Origin of the sequence: Roseobacter fucihabitans, assembly GCF_014337925.2 — a bacterium.
Taxonomy (GTDB): Bacteria; Pseudomonadota; Alphaproteobacteria; order Rhodobacterales; family Rhodobacteraceae; genus Roseobacter; species Roseobacter fucihabitans.
Map to the genome: position 1 here is coordinate 4,155,558 of NZ_CP143423.1, position 24,356 is coordinate 4,179,913.

Below are 24,356 nucleotides of genomic sequence, written 5' to 3' on the forward strand. Positions count from 1 at the left end.
ACTTAACCTTTGGCGGTGCGGATGGATTTGTCCTTGTCATAGAACGGCATCTCTTCGGCGGTTGCCGCAAGTTCAGTGCCATCCAATTGCGTGACCGTCAGTTTGGTCCCCGCCTTGGCCACTTCGGGGGACAAACGCGCAATCGCCACGCTGTAATTGTTCAACTCGGAAGAAAGACCGTATGTGATGACCCCGACGTCCTTGCCATCATGGAAGACACGCGCACCCATATCCATCTGCGCCATGCTGTCCGACAACTGCACGCCGTAGATCTTGACGCGCTCCTTGCCCTTCATGGCATAGTGATTTTCAGCCCCGATAAACCCTTCTTTGCCGGGCGATACGGTGAATTCCAGACCTAATTCCCACAGCGTGTCGCCACAGGGTTCGTTTTCAAACGGGAAGGTTTCGGAGTTATCACCGGGATAAAACAGCAGGTAGCTTTCAATGCGCAACATATCCAGCGTGCTGAATTGAACAGGACGCACGCCCATGTCCTTGCCCGCTTCCAGAATACTATCCCAAAGATGCACCGCATCCTTGGCCCGACAGAAAATCTCATATCCGCGCTCGCCGGTATAACCGGTGCGGGAGATCATGACGTCGCGACCATAAAGTCGCGTTTGCATCAGACCGAAATAGGCCAGGTCACGCACGGCCGGGATTTCCTTGGCCAACAGATCGACCGCCACCGGGCCCTGCAAGGACAGATCATGCAAATCATCATCAAAGATGACTGAGCAGTTCTTGCCCGCCGCAACACTGGTCAATTGCTCCATGCCCGTGCCGGTGCCATGCACCACAAGCCATGAATTCACCGCGATGTGATAGATGATGCAATCGTCGATGAATTTGCCATCCGCGTTCAGGATCGACGCATAGGTCGACCGCCCAGGCGCGATCTTTTCCACATTACGCGTGGTGACCCGGTCGATGACATAGGCGGCATCCGCGCCAACCACATGCACCTTCTTGAGGCCGGAAACATCCATCAGCCCCGCTTTTGTCCGCACTGCCTCATAATCGGCTTTGGCACGTTCCGGGGTGTGATCGTAAAACCACGCGGTGCCCATCCCGTTCCAATCTTCTAGCTCCCCGCCAATATCGGCGTGGCGATGCGCAAGCGCGGAATGTCTCCATAGAATGGCCATATCTGTCTCCCCTGTTTCCGACTCTGTCGTGTTTGGAGGTATTGAGCCTCAGCCCGTCTCAAAAAGCAACACTCGTATGCAACTTTTTTTCCTAATAGGCAAAATTCAGGCATATCAGACTGCCATTATGCAGGCAGCATCCTTCGAACTCAAAACAAAATACGTTGACAGGTGCATCATAACCAAGCCAAGCTTTAGGAAAATTTTATTACTGAGAGGCAAATCTGTTTCTCATAAAACAGACGGAGGGTACGTTTTGGAAGGAAATCTAAATGCACTGACGACAGTGTTTACCGAGTTTTACTACTGGGTGACGGTCGTTTTCATGTTTTTGATCCACGTTGGGTTCTGCATGTATGAGGTAGGGGCGAGTCGCGCTCGAAATCACATGCATACCCTTATGAAGAACATAATGATCATCCCGCTGGTGACCGTGACGTTCTTCTTTTTTGGCTGGTGGATATACTGGGCGTTCCCCAATTTCTACATTTTCGGCGGCGCGATCGATTTCGAAGCAGCTGCTTCTTACACGCCTTGGTCGCCGAATATGGGTACCAACCTGGATGACCGCATCACTGGCGTTTTCTGGGCGGCGTTTCTGCTGTTTTCATGGACTGCTGCCTCCATCGTATCTGGATCGGTGATCGAACGCATCAGGTCTTCGGCACTTTGGGTTCATGCCGTCCTGATCGGATCGGTCTTCTGGATCATCGATGCAGCCTGGGGTTGGCATTGGGACGGCTGGATGGTCAAACTTCTCGGCTATCATGATGCCTATGCCTCCGGTGTTATTCACGCCATTGCAGGTGGTTACGCTTTGGGTGTCATCATGGTGCTTGGGCCACGCATTGGTAAATTTGCGCCCGATGGCACACCGCGCGACATTCCCCCGCAAAACCCATGGATGTTGACGATCGGAATCTTCCTGATCTACACGGGTTTCTGGGGGTTCTATGCCGCCTGTAACGTTCCGATTATTTCACCAGAGGTGATTGATGGGCAAATTGTTGGCGCAACATGGACAGCCACCAACATTTATCTGGCCCCAACGACACTTTCGGCCATTACGTTTAACTTCCTGATGTCCCTCTCCGGGGGTTTGATGGCCGCCTATGTCGTGTCAAAAGGTGATGCGTTCTGGACGTTCTCCGGCGGTCTGGCAGGCATCATAACGGCGTCGGCCGGCAATGACCTCTACCACCCCATTCAGGCCATGATTGTTGGTGCCATAGGCGTTGTGATTGTCTACAAGCTTCACTTCTGGGTGGAGCGCAAGTTCAAGCTGGATGACGCTGTGGGTGCCGTCGCGGTGCATGGTTACTCTGGCGTCGTTGGTTTGATAATTGCGGGTTTCGTTCTGTGGGGAGCGCCAAGCTCACCCTATGAAGGCTATGCAACAATCAGCCCATGGGGTCAGGCCATCGGGGCGTTCATCATGTTCTTTGTTCTGGGTTTTGCACCCGCATGGATCGTGTCCAAACTGCAGGCCGCAGCTGGTGTATTGCGCATCCCCGAAGAGGTCGAATTGCAGGGTCTCGATTATGCGGAACATCATGCCTATGAGGACGCCAAAGCCGAGATCATCGCTGCTGACAAAGCAGCCTTGGCCCAGAAATTATAAACAAGGAGTACGTCGTTATGTCGATAGGTTATGACAGCTGGGCGGTTGATCTCGCCGAAGTCGGTCCCGTGTATCCCATGCAGGGCTGGGAAATTCCGATGGTAATCGTTGGTGTAATATTCTGGTTGGGCTGGCACCGAATTCAATTTGTCCGCGAAGGCGAACATCTGGAGAAAGCCAAGAAAATTGGCGATGCCGAAAAAGTGGCAAAGATGCTGGAACGGTACTGAGAGCTCCGGCTCGATGACACCGGAAGGGGCGGGAAAACCTGCCCCTTCTTGCACCAAGACTTTACTGTTATGAAAATATTTTTCCTGCGAGTTGAGTCATTTATTTTTTACTGATATCTATAAGCTCAGTGAGTCGTCCTGTCGGCGACTGTCAGTTTCAGGGATGAAAAAATGTGCGGAATTGTAGGACTGTTCTTGAAAGACCCATCGCTTGAGCCAAAGCTGGGCGAAATGTTGACCTCCATGTTGATCACCATGACGGATCGTGGTCCCGATAGCGCGGGCATTGCGATTTACAGCGGTGAAACAAAGGGGCGCACGAAGATGACGATCCAATCGGATGACCCCGAAGGATCGTTTGGTGGCCTCGACGCGGCCTTGGAAAAGGTGGTCGGCGGCACGGTCAAGATGCGAGTGAAAAGCACCCACGCCATTCTGGAAATCCCCGCTGGAACAACGGCAAAGACCCGTGCCGCGCTCGCAGAAATGGCCTCTGGCATTCGGGTCATGAGTCGGGGCGACAGCCTGGAGATTTACAAGGAGGTTGGCCTGCCAAAAGACGTGGCGGCGCAATTTGACCTGTCGAAAATGTCCGGATCACACGGGATCGGGCACACGCGCATGGCCACCGAATCGGCCGTCACAACCATGGGCGCGCATCCTTTCAATACCGGGGACGATCAATGCCTCGTGCATAACGGATCGCTCTCCAATCACAATTCCCTGCGCCGCAAACTACGCCGCGAGGGCATCCATATCGAAACCGAAAACGACACAGAGGTCGGCGCCGCCTACCTGACCTGGCAGATGCAGAACGGCATGAGCCTTGGTCAGGCGCTGGAAAGCAGCCTTGACGATCTGGACGGGTTTTTCACCTTTGTGGTCGGCACCAAAGACGGCTTCGGCGTCGTACGTGACCCGATTGCCTGCAAACCTGCCGTGATGGCCGAAACCGATCAATACGTCGCGTTTGGTTCGGAATACCGCGCGCTTGTGGACCTGCCGGGTATTGAAAACGCCCGCGTCTGGGAACCAGAACCGGCAACGGTCTATTTCTGGAGCCACAACGACACCCCAACAACCCACGAAAAGGCCGCCTGAGATGCAGATAATCGACCTTGAATCCATTGGCCTGCGCGAGATGAACAAGACGCTTCATGCGCAAGCCGAAACCACCAATCAAACCGCTTGGGAAATCGTGAACCCCAAAGGCGCACACGCCATTGCCTGCGGGCTGGACGCGCCCATTGAGGTTACCGTCAAGGGCTCCACCGGGTATTATTGCGCGGGCATGAACCAACAGGCGACCGTGAATATTCATGGCTCCGCCGGTCCCGGCACAGCAGAAAACATGATGTCGGGCAAAGTCGTGATCGAAGGCGATGCCTCGCAATATGCGGGTGCAACCGGGCACGGTGGGCTGCTTGTGATCAAGGGCAACGCCTCCTCGCGCTGTGGCATTTCGATGAAGGGCATTAACATCGTGGTGCAGGGCAACATCGGGCATATGTCCGCCTTCATGGCGCAATCGGGCAACCTTGTGGTCTGCGGTGACGCGGGCGATGCTCTGGGCGACAGCTGCTATGAAGCGCGGCTTTTCGTGCGCGGAGAGGTCAAATCTCTCGGCGCAGATTGCGAGAAGAAAGAGATGCGGCCCGAGCATATTGAGATCCTCAAGGACCTCTTGGAACAGGCCGGCATTGATGCGGCCCCCGAGGAGTTCACACGCTACGGCTCCGCCCGTAATCTCTATAATTTCGACGTTGATAACGCTGCGGCGTATTAAGGATATTCGGTATGAACAAGCAAGATCCCAAACGGATCCCAAACACGACACCGCGCCAATCCGCCACCTTTAGCCAGGATGTGAATTCCGACATCCGTCGCGCGGCCGCCACGGGCATCTATGACATCCGCGGGGGCGGTGCGAAACGCAAGGTTCCGTCTTTTGACGACCTGTTGTTCATGGGCGCGTCAATCTCGCGTTACCCGCTCGAAGGGTATCGCGAAAAATGCGAAACCTCCGTGACCATCGGTGGTTTGCATGCGGAAAACCCGATTGAACTGGACATCCCCATCACGATTGCGGGCATGTCTTTTGGCGCGCTCTCCGGTCCGGCAAAAGAGGCATTGGGGCGCGGTGCCTCAGCGGCGGGTACCTCAACCACCACCGGTGACGGCGGCATGACCCCCGAAGAACGTGGCCATTCCAACAAGCTGGTTTATCAATATCTGCCCTCGCGTTACGGCATGAACCCGAACGATCTGCGCAAAGCGGATGCGATTGAAATCGTTGTTGGTCAAGGCGCGAAACCCGGCGGCGGGGGTATGCTTTTGGGTCAGAAAATCAGCGACCGCGTGGCCGAAATGCGCAACCTGCCCAAGGGCATCGACCAACGCTCCGCTTGCCGTCACCCGGATTGGACCGGACCGGATGATCTTGAAATCAAGATCCTGGAGCTGCGCGAAATTACCGGCTGGAAAGTCCCGATCTATGTCAAGGTGGCGGGCGCGCGCCCCTATTATGACACCACGCTTGCCATTAAGGCGGGTGCTGATGCAGTGGTTCTGGACGGGATGCAGGGCGGCACGGCGGCCACGCAGGATGTGTTCATCGAACACGTCGGCCAGCCAACGCTCGCCATTATACGCCCCGCTGTTCAGGCCTTGCAGGATCTTGGCATGCACCGCAAGGTTCAGTTGATCCTGTCGGGTGGTATCCGCTCGGGCGCGGATGTGGCCAAGGCCATGGCGCTTGGTGCGGATGCGGTCGCGATTGGCACCGCGGCGCTCATCGCGCTGGGGGATAATGATCCAAAGTGGGAAGCAGAATACAACGCTTTGGGCACCACTGCCGGAGCCTACGATGACTGGCACGAGGGGCGCGATCCCGCCGGGATCACCACGCAGGACCCGGAGTTGATGAAGCGGTTTGACCCCATCGAGGGCGGACGTCGGCTCAGGAATTACCTCAAGGTGATGACGCTGGAGGCGCAGACCATCGCGCGGGCCTGTGGCAAGAACCACCTGCATAACCTGGAGCCAGAGGACCTTGTGGCCTTGACCATGGAGGCCGCCGCAATGGCCAAGGTTCCGTTGGCGGGCACCGATTGGTATCCTGGCAAACCAGGTACGGGTTTCTAATGCAACGGGCGCGGCCGGACGGTTCGCGCCCTTTTTACGACACATAAAAAGACGACAGGGGACGATAAATGGTCAAAGATCTCGCAAAATTCGCCGAAGAGAACGGCATCAAATATTTCATGATTTCATTCACCGATCTGTTCGGGGGGCAACGTGCCAAATTGGTGCCTGCGCGTGCCATCGCGGACATGCAAGAGGACGGCGCGGGCTTTGCCGGGTTTGCGACATGGCTCGACTTGACGCCAGCGCATCCCGATATGTTGGCCGTGCCGGACCCCGATGCTGTGATCATCCTGCCCTGGAACCGCGAGATTGCCTGGGTACCCGCCAATTGCGTGATGGAAGGCAAGGACGTCGCCCAAGCCCCACGCAATGTGTTGCGCCGCCTGATCGGTGAAGCCGCCGAGAAGGGGATGCACGTCAAGACCGGCGTGGAGGCGGAATTCTTCCTGCTCACCCCCGCGGGCGATCAGATTTCGGATGAATTTGATACGGCGGCCAAACCTTGTTACGACCAGCAGGCCTTTATGCGCCGGCTCGACGTGATCCGCGAGATCAGCGATCACATGCTGGAAATGGGTTGGAATCCCTATCAGAATGACCATGAAGACGCCAACGGCCAGTGGGAGATGAACTGGGATTTCGACGATGCGCTGAAAACCGCAGATAAGCACAGTTTCTTTAAGTTTATGACGAAATGTGTCGCCGAAAAACACGGGTTCCGCGCAACTTTCATGCCCAAACCCATCGAGGGGCTGACTGGCAACGGCTGTCACGTTCACATCTCGGTTTGGGATGCGCCCGGTGCGCAATCAAAGACCAACGTCTTTGCCGGTGAGGGTGAAGGGCAGACAGGTGAATTGGGCCTCTCGGAGCGTGGCAAGCACTTCCTCGGCGGGATCATGAAACATGCCAGCGCGCTGGCGGCAATCACGAACCCAACCGTTAACAGCTACAAGCGTATCAACGCACCGCGCACCACCTCCGGGGCCACTTGGGCGCCCAATACGGTCACCTGGACCGGCAATAACCGCACGCATATGGTGCGCGTGCCTGGTCCGGGACGGTTTGAATTGCGCCTGCCTGACGGTGCCGCGAACCCCTATCTGTTGCAGGCTGTGATCATTGCGGCGGGCCTGTCGGGCATAGGCTCCAAGGCCGACCCCGGTAAACGCCATGATATCGATATGTATGCCGAAGGCCACAAGGTTCGGGGCGCGCCAAAACTGCCTTTGAACATGCTGGACGCTTTGCGCGACTATGACAAGGACAAGGCCTTGAAAGAGGCAATGGGGGCAGAGTTTTCTGCCGCTTATCTGAAGATGAAGCATCAGGAATGGAACGACTTTTGTAACTATTTTTCATCCTGGGAAAAAGCGAACACATTGGACATCTGATGGCTGTGCGCGGCGGATGGCACGTGCCTCGCGCAGCCATCCGCCGCGCTAGGCGCGCGCCCCCAGAGCAGACCAATGGATTTCTCGTTCCCAAGCAAGGTGTCGCGTAAAAACCCCATGCTCATTGCTGCATGTGCAAAATTCGGCAACGCGGTGCTTGGCGCAAATACCGCCGTCGTCCATGTTGCGCGCGTCAGGATCAATAATTGATCGGCCGGGGACATCTGCGCCGCGGCTGATGCGTGGTGTCATTAGGCATCCCCAAACTTCCATAACCGCTCCGGAACGCAACCGTCCAATAGCTGATCTTTCGCTTGCCGTTTTCCATACTGTTTCCCGGATCATGCGTCACCCAACTCTAAGGCAAAACAGGCCTATGAAACAACGAAATATGCGATTCAGTGTTTACCAATAAGAATAATTGTTGACTTGCAGTAAGAAAATCGGATGAACTCGTTACAACCATGAAATTAGAAAAGGACATGTCACATCATGACCAAACGCATCGCCGTCATTGGCGCAGGCCCTTCAGGTCTCGCGCAACTTCGTGCCTTTCAATCCGCCGCAGCCCAAGGCGCGGAAATCCCCGAGATCGTATGTTTCGAGAAACAGGCCAATTGGGGCGGTTTGTGGAATTATACGTGGCGCACGGGCTTGGATGAATACGGCGAGCCGGTGCACGGATCGATGTATCGCTATCTGTGGTCGAACGGTCCCAAGGAGGGCCTGGAGTTTGCCGATTACAGTTTTGAAGAGCATTTCGGCAAGCAGATCGCCTCTTATCCGCCCCGCGCGGTGCTGTTCGATTACATCGAAGGGCGGGTGAAAAAGGCCGGTGTGCGCGACTGGATCCGGTTTGAAACGGCGGTGCGCTGGGTCGCGAAAGAAGGTGATAAGTTCAACGTCACGGTCTGTAACCTGCCCAAGGATCACACCTATACCGAGAGCTTTGATCATGTGATCGTCTGTTCAGGCCATTTCAGCACGCCAAATGTACCCCAATTTGACGGGTTCGAGAGTTTCAAGGGTCGGGTTTTGCATGCGCATGACTTCCGTGATGCGATGGAATTCAAAGACAAGGATATTCTCATCGTCGGCACCAGCTATTCCGCTGAGGACATCGGGTCACAATGCTGGAAATATGGTGCCAAATCGATCACCGTCAGCCACCGCACCGCCGCGATGGGTTTTGACTGGCCCGATAATTGGGCCGAGGTCCCCCTGCTCACCCATGTCGATGGCACCACGGCGCATTTCAAAGACGGCACGTCGCGCGATGTGGACGCGGTGATCCTCTGCACCGGGTACAAGCATCACTTCCCCTTCCTGCCCGACGGGTTGCGGCTGAAAACGGCAAACCGGCTCGCCACGGCGGATCTTTACAAGGGTGTTGCCTATGTCGAGGAACCTGCGCTTTTCTACATCGGGATGCAGGATCAGTGGTTCACCTTCAACATGTTCGACGCGCAGGCCTGGTGGGTGCGCGACGCGATCATGGGGCGCATCGAGATGCCCGACCCCGCCACGATGAAAGCCGATGTGGCCGACCGGGTCGCGCGCGAGGATGCGGGCGCGGATGATTACGACGCAATCTGGTATCAGGGCGATTACATCAAGGAGCTGGTGGCAGAAACGGATTACCCCTCCTTTGACGTCGAAGGGGCCTGCCAGGCGTTCAAGCAATGGAAGGGCCACAAAAAGGCCGGCATCATGACCTTCCGCGACAACGGCTATAGATCGGTCATCACGGGTACGATGGCACCCAAACACCACACGCCCTGGAAGGACGCGCTTGATGATAGCCTCGAGGTCTATCTACAGAATTAAGGGCGGCGCGTCCCCGTTTCTTCCCAATCGGGGACGTCGTTGACCAGGATCTGCGCAACGCGCTGAAACACCGCGCGCAGCTTGTCGATATGGGGGCCATTGTGGCCTTCGTCGTCAAGCGCGCGGTTCATACAAAACAGCCAGTTATCCGCGTCGTCCTGCCGGATCGGCACATGTTCATGCATCAGCTTCACGTCCATATGGCCGTATTTCTCTCTATAATACGGGCGGCCCCCCATGAAACCGGACAGAAAGTTGAATTGTTCCACCCGCGCGTGATCCACACCATGTCCGCGCCCATGCAAACGCCGCAGGTTGGATCCCTCGGGCAGGTTTTCGACCAGATCATAGAACTGTTCCACCAAGGTGCGTAGCCGTGCCTCGCCGCCCAGATCATCCAATGCCGCCATCCGTTCTACTCCCCGATCAGCTGTTCGCCTTCCACCACGGCAAAGGGCGTTGGCGGTGTGGTTTTGCTGACCCAAAACCACTCGCCCGCGTATTCCATCACGAACCACCCCTCCCATTCTGCATCATTTGGCCAACGGCTCTGAAACTCATCGCGATCCACGTCAACGCGCCATGACCCGCGCACCGAACGCGTGTTTTCCTGTGCAAAAATCGTCGTCCCTTCCGGGTCGAAATACTGGCGATAAGGTACGTTGTCCCAGCTGCCCACGGCCGTATTCCCGGACAACAACAAAGAGATTTCATTCGCACTCAGCTTGACGGACTGCGCCGCCGACGCACTCGCCATCAAGCAAAGGGCAAGCGCAAACCGGATCATGACCGGGGGCGCTCTTTCTTTGGGTCAAACGCCGCAAGCGTCGGGGCGATGACGGCGGGCAGGCGTTTTTGATGCCCATCCAGCTTGCCGATCTCAAGCGCGGTTCCGACCTCGCAGTGGGCCACATCCACCCGCGCCAGCGCAATATTCTTGCCCAACATCGCAGAACGCATCGAGGAGGTGATTTCACCGATTTGTGCACGCCCAACATGGACGCAATCGCCATGCGCCACATCCACATTACTGTCGATTTCCAGGCCAACTAGTTTGCGCGCGGGCGTTTCCTTGCGCCGGATCAAAGCATCCCGGCCCATGAAGTCATCCGTTTTTGATTTCAGCGGCACCGTGAATCCGATGCCCGCCTCAAACGGGTCGGTCTGATCGCTGAAATCATAGCCGGCAAAGACCAAGCCTGCCTCAATCCGAACCATATCAAGCGCCTCCAATCCCATCGGTTTCAGACCATACCCCTGTCCCACCTCCCAGATCGCCTCGAAAATCTCAGCGCAGTTCTTGGGGTGGCACATCACCTCATATCCCAATTCGCCCGTGTATCCCGTACGGCTTAAAACAAAGGCCGTCCCGGCTTCATTGCGCAAACGTGCAGGCGTAAAGCGGAACCAATCGAGTTGGTCAAATTCGGGATTATGCGGCGCGGTCCAGACCAGCTCGCGTAACAAATCCCGGCTGTTTGGCCCTTGTACCGCGACATTGTGCAATTGATCCGTAGACGAGCGGATCAGCACTTTCAGTCCCAGTTTTTCCGCCAGTTCACGCAACCATTCACCGCCGTATTCCGTGCCGCCAATCCAGCGGAAGTTATCCCGCGCCAGACGGAACACGGTCCCGTCGTCGATCATCCCGCCATGTTCATAACACATCGCGGTATAGACCACGCCGCCAACCGCCAGCGTTTTCATGTTGCGGGTAAAGGCATATTGGCACAGCGCCTCGGCGTCCGGTCCGGTGATCTCGAATTTGCGCAGCGGCGACAGATCCATGATCACCGCCTTTTGCCGACACGCCCAATATTCCTCGATCGGACCGGCGGCAGCAAAGCAATTGGCCAGCCAATAGCCGTTGTATTCGACAAAATTCCGCGTGTGCTTGGCAAAGCTGTCGTGGAAACCAGTTTTCTTGGTCATTTTCGGCTCCGAATCTGGCGTGGCGCGGGTCGCAATGGACCGTTGAAAAGTTTCTTTACCGCTATAGGTGCGAATGTGAATGTCGGTGGGATTCCAGCCATTGGCCGCCGTGGTATCATCGGGACAGGCCGAACTGACACAGACGATATCCGTCAGCGCGCGCAAGAGCACGTAATCACCGGGACGCGACCAGGGTTCATCGGTATACATCACCCCATGATCGTCGATGGCCGTATTGAAAAAGAAGTTGATTGCCATCCAGCCCGGACGCCCCCCCACCCCGAAATTCGACAGCGCGGTGTTGAAGTTATCCGAACAATTGACATGCCCCGGATAGCCGATGTCATCATAATATTTCGCCGAACAGGCGAGCGCGAAAGCATCATGGCGCCCACAGGTGTCCTGCACGACCTCGACCAATGGCAACATTTCCTGATCGTAATATTTCGCATGCACGCCGGGCATCGGATAGGCATGGCCCATCAGGGTCCGCGTCGTTGTCACATCCAGCGCATGCTCTATGCCGCGGTCCAGCTTGCGGGCAGAAAAGCACTCGAAATCTGTGCATTGGCGCCCGTCCACATCGATGATCTGGATGTAGTCGCCTGCCTTGACGAAATAGGCTTCCGCCGTCTGGGAATGGATGCGCACATCGGCCAGAGGGTCCGCCAGAGGGTCGGGCAATTCAAAGCGGACATGGCTTTTCAATGTGGCCCGTTTGATGACCACGGTAAGCGGTGTCGCGGTGTTTTGGGTTTCCGCATCCATCGCCGCACCGGGGGCCGCAATGATAAGCGCGCCCTCTCGGGCCACGCCAAAATCAGCCTGCGTGCCCGCTGGGGTCGTCTTTTCAAAAAGGTGAACCGCCTGCGCCTGAGCGAGATCGATCTTGCGCGCGTCAAGACCCATCCGAAGCGCGCGCAGGGAATGATCGTCGCTGGCCAATAAGGATTGCAGCCCCGCCGCATGACCCTGCGCCGTCGCGCCGATCATTTCGGCATCAACACGCCCGCGCGCGTCGCATGCCAGAATCTCACAGGGCTGCCCCCCTTCATCGTTGGAAATCGTCATCCTGTCCCCGGCCAAGACAGGAATCAAAACCGCCCCCCGCCCCGGTATGACATACCGCTCCGTGCCGGGTTCCAGCGAGAAGACCCGCGGTTGGATGATCTTGCTGGGTTTTGGTGGACCTGGCCTGACTGTGGGGTAATGATCGAGCATTGCGCGTCTCCAATGCCGGTTGCAGTTGCATGAGCGGAATAATTATTTAATGATAAGAATACATACACAGACCCTCACCGCAAACAAAATCGGACACAAATGACAAATCAAGCTATCTGTTGTAACATGGGAGCTTCAAGTGGGCCTGTGCGAGCCATCTTTGTCCATGAGGGGGCAGATAGGGCAGCGAATCGCGCTGGTGAAGCCGTCACATGAACACTTTGATGCTGGGATTGGTTGCGGCACTGTGCTGGGGGTTTCACGATATATGCGTGCGCTTTCTCAGCCAGAAAACACCCCTCAGCGCCTGTATCTTCACGGTGCTTGCGACCGGTTTGCTGTTTCATGTTACGCTGATGGCCTTGGGAGCAGGTTTCAGCCCAATCCCCCTGCAGGCGGTATGGCTGTCCATCGGCGCAGGCGTGTTTTTCGCTATCGCTACCTTTGGACTCTACTATGCGTTTCAACGCGGTCCGGTCAGGCTGGTGGCCCCCCTGATCGCCAGCTATCCGATCTTGTCGGTCGCTCTGGCATCCGTGCAGGGCGCAAATACAACACCGTTGCAGTGGATCGCCGTCATCGCAATCGTCACCGGGGTTGCCATCGTTGCGGCCCTCTCAGACAGCAGCTCCGATGAGGCCCCCCCCAAAGGTCTTACCATCCTCTATGCTTTGATCGCAGCTGTCGGTTTCGCCGGCACCTTCGCATTGGGTCAACATGCAGCCGACATTAGCAATGAAATGCCATCCACCCTCATTGCGCGCATTGTCACGGTCGCGCTTGTCTGCGTGATCTTCGTGAGCTTCAAAATGCCGTTCTGGCCAGGCAGGCGCGCTTTTCCGATATTGGTCCTGATGGGCGTTGCCGATGGAATCGCCCTGCTCTGTGTCCTGACCGCCGGCACGCTGCCCGATCCACAATACGCAGCCGTCACCTCCTCGATGTTCGGATTGCTGACAATCCTATTGGCCTGGGTCTGGCTCAAGGAGGCAATGTCCCTGCCGCAATGGGGCGGGTGCCTCGTTGCCTTCTGCGGGGTCGGATATCTCGCGCTGTAAATCCATTGAGGCTGCATCTTACAGGCTCAATTCAATGTGGCACCTGTTGCATGCGGGCACAGTGTCAAAACGCGATCAGCCAGCCGATCCGCCTCGCGCATGTCATGCGTCACAAAAAGGCTCGCCGGACGGTGCCGGGCAATCAACGCCTCTGTCAGGCGCAACATCGCATCACCAGTATCGGAATCCAGAGACGCATAGGGTTCATCCATGATCAGCAGCTCGGGCTGCCCCGCAAAGGCGCGCGCCAGAGACAGCCGACGCTGCTGGCCCAGTGACAATTGACCCGGAAAAAGCAACTCTTTTCCAGCAAGCCCCACCTCGGCCATTCTTTCGCGCGCATCCGTTGCGCTCAGACGGGGATGCACCAACAGCAGGTTTTGCAATGCCGAGCGCCAGGGCAAAAGCGTCGGTTCCTGAAACACGAATGCCATCGCATCAGGCCGGATCACCGTTCCTTCAAAATCGTGATCCACGCCTGAAAGGATGCGTAACAAAGTGGATTTACCGATACCCGATGGCCCCACAAGCGCCAGTGTTTCACCTTTCGCAATGGTGAATGAAATATCGCCGAGCACGAGGACATCGCCAAAACGCTTGGATTTGACATCCACCCGGATCACGGCGCACGCCACCGGTTCGCGCGCCGTTCCATCGGTTGCAGGATCAGCCATTCAAAAAGCAGCATCACGCAGATAAACGAAAACGCATAGACCAGCACCATGGCCACATCGAAAAGTTGGAAATAGAGGTGGATCTGAAACCCGACGCCCGAAGAGCGTCCCAGAAATTCGACCACCAGCACGATTTTCCAGATCACCGCCACACCGGAGCGGGCGGCGGCGGCGATGAATGGTGCCAGCTGGGGGAAAATCACGTGACGCATCCGGGTGAGCCAGGACATGCGGTAAACCTTGCTCATGGCATCCAGTTCCGGGTCCAGCGCGCGCGCGCCTTCGCGGATGAGCACGGCGACATTGGGAACCTTGTTGAGGGTCACGGCAGTGATCGCGGCAGCCTCGGTCAATCCGATCCAGAGGTAACAGAGCACGATCAACACCAGCGCTGGCAGGTTCAGGAACACCACCAGCCAGGGGTCGAGCCAGCGGTTCAGCGCCGCAGAGCGTCCCATGGCCAGTCCGAGCGCAACCCCGAGCGACATCGCCAGCGTGAAGGCCCAGATCACCCGCACCAAAGTCGCCCCGAGATGGGTGAACAATTCTCCCGACGCCAGTTCCTGTCGCCACGGCGGGATCAATTGCCATGGGGTGGGCAGTATCTGCGCGTCATCGCTCAGCAGTGCTGCGACCACCCAAAGCAACAAAAGCCCGCCCATTGACAGAACCGGCGTGAGCCGCGCGCTATGCATACCCCCGCCCTATTTCACATCCGCAAACAGACCATCCGGCAGGGATGTCGCCGACCCCACCAACTCCGGCCCGCCCAGATCATCCATCAGCAGTAACATTTTCTCCGCCGCCGCCTTATTTACAGGCCCACGCGCAGGGATACCCGCAATCCAGTCTGATTTAAGCTGTTGGAAATAAGCCTCTGTTCCCGCGTTCATGCGCGGACGGATGGCCTCCCATGCCGCATCTGACGTGAGCAGTAAGGCCTTGGCCGCCCGGCTGGCCTCAAAGAAAGATTGCGCCAGATCAGGGTGGTCGTTCAGAAATGCCTCCTTGAAGTAATACCCCAGCAAAGGCGTGTCCGTATCCAGACCCAGCGCCGCTCCCGCCTGTTCTACCGAGATCAGTTCCCGCATACCCTCGGCCTTGTTGCGCGCGAGAAAATGCCAGAAATTGATCGCGCCGACATAAGCCCCGCCATTGGCCGATTTGAAAATCAACGGCGGCGCGCCGTAAACCTGATCGGTGTCAGCCTTGAGGTCAAACCCATATTGTTGTTGCGCGTAGGCGCGCAGGATCAGCCATGATTTATCCAGCGGCCCCCCTGCAATCCCGATTTTACCGCCCTTGAGGTCTGCAAGAGTGGCTGCGGTGCTGTCATTTGGCACGACCACACCGCCGACGGCTTTGGAATATGGGATGAATACATAGCCCTTTCCGGCAGCGCGCTGACGCGCCACCCAAATCCAATCGGCCACCGCCATATCGGCCTCGCCACCTTCCACGGCAATGCGCGTCGCACCGTTATCGGCATAGGGCTGCACATCGAGGATAAAGCCGTTCTGGCGATCAAACCCATTATCAATGATCGTGGCCAACTCCCAATTGACCGTCCCGATCTTGAGGACGGCCGCCCGGATCACGGGCAAATCTTCGGCCCAGGCCATCCCGGTCCCGCCCAAAACCATCGCACAAATCAATTTGACAAGATGTTTCATCAGGGCCTCCCGGCGTATTCTCCTCATTCAGCGCGGCGGCTCACCTCATTGAACGCCTTGTCTAATTTGATGTCGAACTGGTTGCCACCTTTGCAGATCACATCATCCAGATCATAGCCGTCCTCTTCGACCTCAATGTCATCAGGGTCCATCTGGCACTCGATGGAGGCTAACATCGCCTCGATCTTTTCCACGGTTTCGGCGTCCAAGTGACCCGCCGCAAACGCCGGCGCCCCGATCAAAGTGGCCACCGCCAAGGTCAATAAATGTTTCATGCGTATCTGCCCCCTATTTACTGAATCGAAAGCGTGATGGATTGCGACTCGCCGGTCGATCCGGGAATGCGCAGCGTATGACTGCCCGGCTTGATCGCAACAAAGGATAATTCCGCCACGCCTGCCTTGTCGAACTCGATGCTGTCGATCGCCATGGGCCGGATTTCGATGCTGTTGATGACGATCTCGTTCATCCAGATCGCGCGAAAGAAACTAGACCCCTCCACCGCCAGTTCTGCCGATCCATCCGCCGTGATTTCCATTTTGTAATAGGCACCCGATTGCAATTGCACGTCTTGTCCCAACGGTTGCCCCGAAGCCAGCAAGACCTTGATCGTCTCGCCCCGATTGCATTTCGCCAACAACCCGGCGAACCCCAGATCGTCACAAAGCAGGGCCGCCATGACCGGCCCCCCCATCACCGCAAGCACCGCGGCACCTATCAAATTTCGCATATCGTTCCTCCCTCTTTTGCCTTAGTCGATCACCACAACCCCCCAGGGTTGCTGGCCGACCTGAATGGATTTGATCGCCTTTTCGCGGGCCACATCAATGACCGTAATGTCATTGGAATTCCCATTGGTGGTCAGCAGGAATTTCTCATCCGGTGTGAAATCAAGCTGCCAGACGCGCTGCCCCACGAGGATGTAATCCAGAACCTCAAGGCTTTGCGCATCCACCACCGCGACCCGGTTCGACGGCCCCAGCGCCACAAAGAGCCGCGTGCCATCCGCCGTTACCCGCGCGCCCACGGGTTGCAGCCATTCGGGTTGAATTCCCGCCACCTCAAAGGAGATTTTACCAACGACAGTGGGCGCGCCATCTTCCGCGATGTCCATCACCGTGACGGTCCCACCGATCTCGGAGGTCACAAAAAGGCGCTTCCCATCCGCCGTGTAATGCGCATAACGCGGGCGTTGATCGACGAGGATATTATGTTTGATCTTATAGTCTTCGGTCGAAATGAAATGCGCCATATTGGTCGTCTCGGAGGTATTGACCACCCATTTGGCATCCGGGCTCATGCCCATGCCCTCGGGTTCCACGCCCACCGGCACCTCGGCCAGAATGGTGCGGGTTTGCGTATCGGTCACCGTCACCAGATTGTCATCCTCATTGGCGATATAAAGCCGCTTGCCTGACGGCTCCAGAATGAACAATTCCGGGTCGGGGCCAGACGGCAGGCTGGGCAATTCTTCATAGGTTTCCGCATCAAAGACCCGCACCAGATTATCATCCGAGGCACAGACGTAAATCACGCTACCATCCGGGCTGGCCGTGATTCCGCGCGGGCGGTTACCCGCAAAAAATTCCGTCTCCACCTCCCAGGTTTCGGTATTCACCACGGTGATCGTATTGCCGCGTTCGTTGGAGATGAACGCCTTGCCGGCATCAACCGGCCCCGCCAACAAAGCAGCAATGGGGAGTGCGAGGAAAGCCGATTTCATCTGTAATCTCCGTTCATTCAAATTGCGTGCAACTGGATTCGGGACGATCAAGCCCCATGGTATCCAGCAGAGAGTTTTGGTGCAGGAACCCCTCCTGCGGGCTGACGCTGACGGTGATCATCCCGTCATAAAGCAGGATCGGCTGGCGCAATTGGCCGTTCCAGTCGCGAAACGTCACCTTTTGACCTTTGAAAGCCGCCAGTTCAAACGCATCCGAAACCGCATAGTCGCGCACACCGTCGGGTTCGGCGGTATTGGCGCGCGTCACCGCCTCGCCAATCACGCGCAGGGCCAGCCAGACGTTGTAATCCTCGGGCTTGGCATATCGCCCGGTCAAACCTTCGAAACGGGTCTGGTATTGCGTCGCACCGTAAGCTTCATGCGCACCGTGAAAGGTGGTCGGCACCAGGCCGCCCGACCCCATGACCGGGCGCGGCGTCCACAAATGATAACTCAGGAAGCGCGCGAAATAATCGGTGCCATCGGCGGCAATCACAACGTCATGATCCTCGGCCCCCTGCGTAAAGGTCGGCAATTGGCGCTGCACCAACACATGCCCGGAATCGGTACGGCGCGACCCGCCGGTGTCCTCGAACGCGCGATCCTCGACAATGCGCGCCCCGAACTTGCGCGCGGCCTTGCGGTAAGCCTCGGCCAGCGCCACATCCGCCGGGTTGGAGCCTGAGATCAGGAACCAATCCGTCCATTTCTTCCAAACCGCAAATTGCGCCACCGCATCGGCCATCATCGCATTGGACGGTGCCGTGTGCAGCAGGTTACCCCGGCATGACCCATCGCGCAGCTCAACATCCGGCGCGCGCGCATTGAAGACCAAGGCCCCCGCCGCCGCCGCTTGATCGCTCAGACGTAACAATTCCGCAGCGCGGGCTTGCACGACGATCAAGCGGATCCCATCCTCCAGGATTTGCGCCATCGTGGCTTCTGCCGCTTCCGGCGTGCTTGCCGCGGTCACAGTCTCATAGGTATGGCCCAGAAAACCGCCCGTCGTCCCATTGTCCTCATCCGCCAGCGCCGCCCCGGCGAACCCCAGATCGGCGGGAGGCAAATCATAGCGGCTGATCGGCAGGAGCGTCGGGTAATCCACGCGCAGGACGGCCGCCTTGACATCAATCGCCAAAGCAACACCCGCCGATAGACAAAAAGCCATCGCCAACAGCGATACGCGCAATTGAAACACCTGATCCTCCCTCGCCCACCACCCTGGATGGTCCCACCCTTTACGCCCCGCCAAAGCCATACAGTAAACCGATACTTTTGGCCGGGTTGTCGCAAGGAGCCTAGCAGCACCAAGATAAATCACGATTCTTATTTTTTAAGAACAGGCCTATGCGACTGATCATCCTTGCTTTTCTGGCTGCCAGCGGCGCGCATGCCCAAGAACGTGTGGCGTTTTTTGGCATGACCCTGCTGGACACCTCTCTTCAGACCGGTGCGACCGGTGCAGACCCCGCCGAGACCGCGCGGCTTGCAAAACTGGAGGATATGGTACGCGACCGCTTTAGGACCGAAAACTATGTTCTGGTCGATATTGAACCTGCGCGACGCGAAATCGACAGGGTGGCCAATGTGGCAAAATGCTATGGCTGTGACACCCGCATCGCAACGCAACTTGGCGCGGATTATGCGCTGGTCGGCGAGGTGCAAAAAGTGTCAAATCTGATCATCGCGATGAACCTGCAACTGCGGGATGCAGATACCGGCCAGATGATCCGGGGCGGCGTTGTCGATATTCGCGGCAATACCGATGAAAGCTGGGAACGGGGCATGCGTTACCTTCTGAAAAACCGGATTTTTGTGGCAGAAAAACCATGAGCACAGCAGTCCCCGCACCGGTTGCGCACGCTGAGAACAAAAAACGTCGCCAGATGCATTTTTGTGATATGGTTACACAAATACCTGCGAACCACGACATGATAAGACCGCGCAGTGCAGGAGATCGAAGATGAAACACCTCTCTATAATCGCGTCATTGCTGATGGCGACCGCCCTGCCTCTGGGGGCCAGCACCGAAAGCTGGGACGCGGTCAAAGCACAGCTTTACGGCGAGCGCACTATGCTGAGCGGCGATGGGATTATCGCGATTGATGCGCCCTACCGCACGCCCGATGATACGCGCACGGATCTGGCCGCACAAATTCAGGCACCGCCCGGAGCAGAGATCGTCAAGGTCACGGTTGTGCTGGATGAAAACCCCATGCCCGTCTCGGCGGTCTTCGATCTGGATCGGCCCCAGCCCGGTTTCTATTTCGATCTGACCATGCGGGTGAACGGGCCAACACCCTTGCATGTGATCGCGGAAACCTCTGATGGTCGGTTGTTTGTATCTGAAACCTTCGTGAAGACCTCCGGGACGGGGGCTTGTTCCGCACCTCCGGGGACCAACCCGGAACTGGCACTGGCCAGTCTGGGCCGTATGGACATTGACGTGGTGGGCGCGGTGCCGGGCATTGATGCGGGCAAATTGACCAACCTCGCCTCAAGGCTCAGCCGGATGGACGTGGATATTTCACACCCCTCCCATTCGGGTATGCAGATGGATCAGATTTCTCTGCTGTTCGTCCCGATGCGCTATGTTGAAAGCGTCGAGATTGATCTGGATGGGGCCGGGTTCGTGGATGTCACGGGCTCAATTTCACTCTCGGAAAACCCGCGTCTGGGTCTCGCCGTGCCGCAAAGCACGCGATCGGTTGATGTCACTATGACCGATACCGACGGCACCGTCAGCCACGCGCGCAAGGACCTGCCGGGCTTTTGAGCCGCTATTGCGTTTGGGGTTGACCCTCCATCGGCGTGATCCGTTCCAGCGGATAATCCCATAGCGTCCAGCCATCGGTGCCTTCGGGCATCCAATAAACGTTTGAATATCCCCATTCGATGGCGCGTTTGGCGGCATTCCAGCTCATCCAGCAATCCTCCAGGCAAAAAATCACCACCGGATGCGCCGGATCACCCTGCGTGACCTTTTCCAAACCCGCGCGGAAATACTCCGCTGTCACATCCGCAATTGCACCATAGCCGACATTGGGCAGCCAGATCGCACCGGGGATCGAGTTGCGCGGTTTATCTCGCCAGATCGTACCCTCAGGCAGGTTCGCGGGTTTGGGCGGTTGGGGCAGCACGTCGATGAAGGCGGCATCGCCCGTGCGCCAGAGGTCATAGGCACCTTCGGGGCCGAGCAACGTGGCACCCACCAGGCTTTCGGGGACGGCATCGCGGTAATGATCCATTCGGTAATCGCCAGGTTCGGGAACCGTTTGCGCGCCTCCCGCCAGCGGCAGCGCCAAAAACGCAGCCACCAACAGGAACCGTATCAATTTGAAATCTCCATCACTTCCGTCCCGAGGTCCGTGACCAACGGCACCCCGGCATCGACCAGAAGCGCGTTGATCTCATCCTGATTGCGCCGGATGAGCGAGTTGAGTTCGCGCTGCCAGACCTTCTCTCCCTGCCGTACCCCCATGGTGATGCGGAAGAACAGCCGGGGCGGCAGTTCCTCCTTGATCAAAGGGATCACCTTGAGACCCGGATACCCGGTCTTGACCAGCGGCCCACCAAGCGGCCCCCACAGGATGGCCGCATCAATATCGCCCGCTGCAAGATCGCTCAGCATATCCCCCGCAGGGCTTTCGTGACGCCGATCCACCACCAGGTTGTAGGCCTTGGCCTTGCCGATCAGCCCGTTACGCGCCAGATGCGCCGACGGCGGCGTACCCGCGATGATGCCGATACGACGGCCCTTGAGCGCGGGATCGGAGAGCGATTGAACACCCGCAAGATCCCCGTCCGCGGCCACGATCAGCGTATAAACGGAGGTAAAATAATGGTTGGTATTGAGCACCAGCTCATGCCCCTGCGCATAGCCTATGATCACGTCACAAAGCTTTGCATTCAGCGTATTGCGCACAAAACCCGTGGCCATCGGATACCAGGCATATTGCACCGGCAAGTCCAGCTTGGCACCCACAAGCTCAGCCAGACGGTTTTCGAAACCAGTCTCTTCCCGGTCCGACATTGGAAAATTCGCGGGGTCCGCACAGACACGAAAGGCGTTGTTGGACACAAGATCGGAGGTCTGTGCACCGAGCGACCCCGCGAGGGAGAACCCCATGACCAGGGGTATCAGCAGGTTTCGAATTCTATCAGCCCATGCAGGCATTTTCATCCTCTCGGATAACATCAGATTTCGCCTCTTTATTCGCAGGGCGTCCACGTGGCACAGAATCAGTGCCGCGCGCTTTCAGGTAAACATAGATGTCATCCAGAAAGCACATCACATTCCGGTTTTCACCAAAATGGGGCATCACCGAATTGCCGTTTTGACGGCCATTCACGACCACATCGACAAAGCCGTCATATCCAAGATCGACAGCGGCATTCTTGACCGCGGGCGCATAGGTCGACCCCTCACCATCCGGGCCGTGACAGACATGGCATTCCGCGTGATAGCGGCGAAAGCCGGAAAAGGTCATCCAATCCACGGTGCCGTCTTCGGTGATATTGAACGTCGGGACGTCATCGGCATTATAATACCGGCCATCCTCGCTGTAAGCGACCTCATAGACGCTCGGGTCTGGCTTGTCTTCCGCGCTGGCGCTCATCGGCAGGCTGGCAGCCAGACACATCGCGACGATCCATTGTATGGTTTTCATGTTTCTCACCCATTATATCTGGGGCCGCATAGTGCTGTCGCCCGTTTGTTTGTTGGAGTGGCGCGACCTCTCACAAGGCCGCGCCTCTCATCGTATCAAGCTCTGCGCGATATCAATTCGGCAGGGCGAAGACGGTCAATTGACCCCCAAGTGCTGTATAATCGCTCAAGGCCGCATAGCCACCCACAGCGCCCAGACCATCGTTGGGATTGGTCAGACCAGCCGCAAGACCAATACCGGCCCAACCGCCCACACCGGACAGAATGCCGACATATTGCTTGCCGTCGGAGACATAGGTCATCACGTTGCCGATGATGCCCGATGGTGTCTTGAAGCGGTAAAGCTCCTCACCGGTTTCCGCGCTGACCGCTTTCAGATGGCCTTCAAGTGTGCCGTAGAAAACAACGTCACCCGCTGTTGCCAAAGCACCGGACCAGACCGAGAACTTCTCGGGGATGGACCATTTGATCTCGCCCGAAATATTGTCCCAGGCGATGAAGTTACCCATGCCGCCGTGGCTTTCCGGGGCTGGATACATCGACAGGGTCGCACCTACATAAGGCTGACCAGCCGTGTAGGACACGCGGAAAGGCTCATAATCCATGCAGACGTGGTTTGTCGGCACATAGAACATATCCGTTTTCGGCGAATAGGCAGCTGGCTGTTGGTCTTTGGTGCCTAAAGCCGCAGGACAGATACCGGTGGAGTTCACATCTTCCCCGTTCTGCGCTGTGGAATATTGGGCCACAACTGCCGGACGCCCATAGGTTGGGCTTTCGGGGTCCATGTCCACGCCGGAGGTCCAGTTCACTACCGGGTCGAACTTCTCAGCAACCAGAAGCTCACCTGTCACACGGTCCATTGTATAGGCCAGACCATTGCGATCAAAGCGCGTCAGCAACTTGCGCTCTTCACCGTCCATCATCTGCTCGGACAGGATGTTTTCGTTCACACCATCATAATCCCACTCGTCATGCGGGGTCATCTGATAGAACCATTTCGCCACGCCTGTGTCGATGTCGCGCGCCATGACCGTCATGGTCCAGCGGTTGTCACCTGGACGCTGCGCCGGGTTCCATGTGGAAGGGTTCCCGGTTCCATAATAGAACAGGTTCTCTTCCATATCGGCCGAAAACCAGCCCCATGTCGTCCCGCCACCGATCATCCATTGATCGCCTTCCCAGCTGTCCAGGCTGGAATTCGCGCCAATCGGTGTGCCCAAGTGCGTGGTCTTTTCAGGATCGACCAGCATTTCTTCATCTGGGCCCAGCGAATAGGCCCGCCAGACTTGCTCACCGGTGTTCATGTCATAGGCCGTTGTATGGCCGCGGACACCGAACTCGCCACCCGAGATGCCGACGATGATTTTGTCTTTGACCGGCAAAACCGTTGCCGTGTTGGTCTCACCGATGGTTGGATCCCCGTTCTGGGCTTCCCAGACCACGGCACCTGTTTCAGCGTCAAGCGCCACCAGCTTAGTATCGGCCTGATGCAGGAAAATCTTGCCTTCCGCATAGGCGACACCGCGGTTGACCGTATCACAGCACATCACCGGAATAACGTCCGGATTCTGCTTGGGCTCGTATTTCCACAGGATCTTGCCTTCATTGGCCAGATCTAGCGCATAAACGATGTTAGGGAACGGCGTATGGACATACATCGTGTCGCCGATCACCAGTGGCGAGCCCTCATGGCCGCGCAGAACACCCGTCGAGAATGTCCATGCGACCTGAAGATCGCCCACGTTTTCAGCGTTGATCTGATCGAGTTCGGAATACCGCTGGTTCTTATAGTCGCCGGTCTGGATCGCCCATTGGTTGGCGTTATCCATTTGTTGAATGAGATCGTCGTTTGCATAGGCCATGCTGGCAGCGCAAAGAGCGATCCCGGACGTCAAAAGCTTGAGCTTTCTCATCAAAGTACCTCCCTGGTATGCGGCAGGATTGCCGCGGTAATGACACAGCGCCCGGTACTGGGCCTGGTATCAGGTCTTTTCTGAGCGACCTCTCTCCTCACGGCCGCTCAGAAAATTCGT

The 24,356-nt window shown here is 57.1% G+C and carries 25 protein-coding genes; 10 read left to right on the forward strand and 15 right to left on the reverse strand.

Going from position 1 to position 24,356, the window contains the following annotated elements; translation table 11 throughout:
- Nucleotides 1–2 precede the first annotated feature (2 nt).
- On the reverse strand, nucleotides 3–1,151 hold the full coding sequence (locus ROLI_RS20365; protein WP_187430808.1) for an aminomethyltransferase family protein: 1,149 nt from the start codon (nucleotides 1,149–1,151) through the stop codon (nucleotides 3–5).
- Between the two features lie 256 nt (nucleotides 1,152–1,407).
- Between ROLI_RS20365 and ROLI_RS20370 the strand changes: the two genes are divergently transcribed.
- From ROLI_RS20370 to ROLI_RS20400, 7 genes are all read left to right on the forward strand, one after another.
- Complete coding sequence (locus ROLI_RS20370) at nucleotides 1,408–2,772, forward strand: ammonium transporter (RefSeq protein WP_187430835.1); 1,365 nt, start codon at nucleotides 1,408–1,410, stop codon at nucleotides 2,770–2,772.
- Nucleotides 2,773–2,789: 17 nt separating this feature from the next.
- Nucleotides 2,790–3,002 (forward strand): hypothetical protein, encoded by a 213-nt coding sequence (locus ROLI_RS20375; protein ID WP_187430809.1) that lies wholly within the window; start codon nucleotides 2,790–2,792, stop codon nucleotides 3,000–3,002.
- A 171-nt stretch (nucleotides 3,003–3,173) separates the two neighbouring features.
- Complete coding sequence (locus ROLI_RS20380) at nucleotides 3,174–4,103, forward strand: glutamine amidotransferase family protein (RefSeq protein ID WP_187430810.1); 930 nt, start codon at nucleotides 3,174–3,176, stop codon at nucleotides 4,101–4,103.
- 1 nt (nucleotide 4,104) lies between these two features.
- A complete protein-coding gene (locus ROLI_RS20385) occupies nucleotides 4,105–4,788 on the forward strand; it encodes a GXGXG domain-containing protein (RefSeq protein WP_187430811.1) in 684 nt (227 codons plus the stop codon).
- Nucleotides 4,789–4,799: 11 nt separating this feature from the next.
- Nucleotides 4,800–6,146, forward strand: coding sequence for an FMN-binding glutamate synthase family protein (locus ROLI_RS20390; protein ID WP_187430812.1), 1,347 nt, complete (start codon nucleotides 4,800–4,802; stop codon nucleotides 6,144–6,146).
- Between the two features lie 68 nt (nucleotides 6,147–6,214).
- On the forward strand, nucleotides 6,215–7,543 hold the full coding sequence (gene glnT / locus ROLI_RS20395; RefSeq protein ID WP_187430813.1) for a type III glutamate--ammonia ligase: 1,329 nt from the start codon (nucleotides 6,215–6,217) through the stop codon (nucleotides 7,541–7,543).
- Between the two features lie 492 nt (nucleotides 7,544–8,035).
- Nucleotides 8,036–9,370, forward strand: coding sequence for an NAD(P)-binding domain-containing protein (locus tag ROLI_RS20400; RefSeq protein WP_187430814.1), 1,335 nt, complete (start codon nucleotides 8,036–8,038; stop codon nucleotides 9,368–9,370).
- On the opposite strand, the gene ROLI_RS20405 is transcribed toward ROLI_RS20400, so the two are convergent.
- From ROLI_RS20405 to ROLI_RS20415, 3 genes are read right to left on the reverse strand one after another with little or no spacing between them, the layout of a single operon-like run.
- Nucleotides 9,367–9,780, reverse strand: a complete 414-nt coding sequence (locus ROLI_RS20405) for a group II truncated hemoglobin (protein WP_187430815.1) — start codon at nucleotides 9,778–9,780, stop codon at nucleotides 9,367–9,369. The genes ROLI_RS20400 and ROLI_RS20405 overlap by 4 nt on opposite strands.
- A gap of 5 nt (nucleotides 9,781–9,785) precedes the next feature.
- Nucleotides 9,786–10,157, reverse strand: a complete 372-nt coding sequence (locus ROLI_RS20410; RefSeq protein WP_187430816.1) for a hypothetical protein — start codon at nucleotides 10,155–10,157, stop codon at nucleotides 9,786–9,788.
- Nucleotides 10,154–12,523, reverse strand: coding sequence for a DUF1989 domain-containing protein (locus tag ROLI_RS20415; protein WP_187430817.1), 2,370 nt, complete (start codon nucleotides 12,521–12,523; stop codon nucleotides 10,154–10,156). Before ROLI_RS20415 ends, ROLI_RS20410 begins: the two co-directional genes overlap by 4 nt.
- A gap of 212 nt (nucleotides 12,524–12,735) precedes the next feature.
- Here ROLI_RS20415 and ROLI_RS20420 point away from each other — a divergent pair, with 212 nt between their 5' ends.
- Nucleotides 12,736–13,581 (forward strand): DMT family transporter, encoded by an 846-nt coding sequence (locus ROLI_RS20420; RefSeq protein ID WP_187430818.1) that lies wholly within the window; start codon nucleotides 12,736–12,738, stop codon nucleotides 13,579–13,581.
- A 26-nt stretch (nucleotides 13,582–13,607) separates the two neighbouring features.
- Here the strand turns inward: ROLI_RS20420 and ROLI_RS20425 are convergent, their stop codons facing one another.
- Genes ROLI_RS20425 through ROLI_RS20455 form a run of 7 tightly spaced genes read right to left on the reverse strand, consistent with a single transcriptional unit; the run spans nucleotide 13,608 to nucleotide 18,819 of the window.
- Nucleotides 13,608–14,255 (reverse strand): ABC transporter ATP-binding protein, encoded by a 648-nt coding sequence (locus tag ROLI_RS20425; RefSeq protein WP_222869581.1) that lies wholly within the window; start codon nucleotides 14,253–14,255, stop codon nucleotides 13,608–13,610.
- Nucleotides 14,201–14,950, reverse strand: a complete 750-nt coding sequence (locus ROLI_RS20430) for an ABC transporter permease (RefSeq protein WP_187430819.1) — start codon at nucleotides 14,948–14,950, stop codon at nucleotides 14,201–14,203. Before ROLI_RS20430 ends, ROLI_RS20425 begins: the two co-directional genes overlap by 55 nt.
- Before the next feature lie 9 nt (nucleotides 14,951–14,959).
- Nucleotides 14,960–15,928: an ABC transporter substrate-binding protein gene (locus ROLI_RS20435; RefSeq protein ID WP_187430820.1), complete on the reverse strand. Its 969-nt coding sequence runs from the start codon at nucleotides 15,926–15,928 to the stop codon at nucleotides 14,960–14,962.
- Nucleotides 15,929–15,951: 23 nt separating this feature from the next.
- Nucleotides 15,952–16,203: a PepSY domain-containing protein gene (locus ROLI_RS20440; protein WP_187430821.1), complete on the reverse strand. Its 252-nt coding sequence runs from the start codon at nucleotides 16,201–16,203 to the stop codon at nucleotides 15,952–15,954.
- 17 nt (nucleotides 16,204–16,220) lie between these two features.
- A complete protein-coding gene (locus tag ROLI_RS20445) occupies nucleotides 16,221–16,658 on the reverse strand; it encodes a hypothetical protein (RefSeq protein WP_187430822.1) in 438 nt (145 codons plus the stop codon).
- 21 nt (nucleotides 16,659–16,679) lie between these two features.
- The gene (locus tag ROLI_RS20450) at nucleotides 16,680–17,651 is read right to left on the reverse strand and encodes a YVTN family beta-propeller repeat protein (protein ID WP_187430823.1); all 972 of its coding nucleotides are present in this window, start codon (nucleotides 17,649–17,651) and stop codon (nucleotides 16,680–16,682) included.
- A 13-nt stretch (nucleotides 17,652–17,664) separates the two neighbouring features.
- Complete coding sequence (locus tag ROLI_RS20455) at nucleotides 17,665–18,819, reverse strand: ABC transporter substrate-binding protein (protein WP_187430837.1); 1,155 nt, start codon at nucleotides 18,817–18,819, stop codon at nucleotides 17,665–17,667.
- A gap of 179 nt (nucleotides 18,820–18,998) precedes the next feature.
- On the opposite strand from ROLI_RS20455, the gene ROLI_RS20460 reads away from it, so the two are divergent.
- Together ROLI_RS20460 and ROLI_RS20465 are read left to right on the forward strand one after the other, a co-directional pair.
- The gene (locus ROLI_RS20460) at nucleotides 18,999–19,484 is read left to right on the forward strand and encodes a DUF3280 domain-containing protein (RefSeq protein ID WP_187430824.1); all 486 of its coding nucleotides are present in this window, start codon (nucleotides 18,999–19,001) and stop codon (nucleotides 19,482–19,484) included.
- 130 nt (nucleotides 19,485–19,614) lie between these two features.
- Nucleotides 19,615–20,427 carry a quinoprotein dehydrogenase-associated SoxYZ-like carrier gene (locus ROLI_RS20465; RefSeq protein ID WP_187430825.1) on the forward strand — a complete coding sequence of 271 codons (813 nt, stop codon included), beginning with the start codon at nucleotides 19,615–19,617 and terminating at the stop codon, nucleotides 20,425–20,427.
- A gap of 4 nt (nucleotides 20,428–20,431) precedes the next feature.
- Here the strand turns inward: ROLI_RS20465 and ROLI_RS20470 are convergent, their stop codons facing one another.
- From ROLI_RS20470 to ROLI_RS20485, 4 genes are all read right to left on the reverse strand, one after another.
- Complete coding sequence (locus ROLI_RS20470) at nucleotides 20,432–20,986, reverse strand: PQQ-dependent catabolism-associated CXXCW motif protein (protein ID WP_187430826.1); 555 nt, start codon at nucleotides 20,984–20,986, stop codon at nucleotides 20,432–20,434.
- Nucleotides 20,983–21,828 (reverse strand): substrate-binding domain-containing protein, encoded by an 846-nt coding sequence (locus tag ROLI_RS20475; RefSeq protein ID WP_187430827.1) that lies wholly within the window; start codon nucleotides 21,826–21,828, stop codon nucleotides 20,983–20,985. Before ROLI_RS20475 ends, ROLI_RS20470 begins: the two co-directional genes overlap by 4 nt.
- A complete protein-coding gene (locus tag ROLI_RS20480; protein WP_187430828.1) occupies nucleotides 21,812–22,321 on the reverse strand; it encodes a c-type cytochrome, methanol metabolism-related in 510 nt (169 codons plus the stop codon). The genes ROLI_RS20475 and ROLI_RS20480 overlap by 17 nt, the downstream gene beginning before the upstream one ends.
- 112 nt (nucleotides 22,322–22,433) lie before the next feature.
- Complete coding sequence (locus ROLI_RS20485; RefSeq protein WP_187430829.1) at nucleotides 22,434–24,236, reverse strand: methanol/ethanol family PQQ-dependent dehydrogenase; 1,803 nt, start codon at nucleotides 24,234–24,236, stop codon at nucleotides 22,434–22,436.
- Nucleotides 24,237–24,356 lie beyond the last annotated feature (120 nt).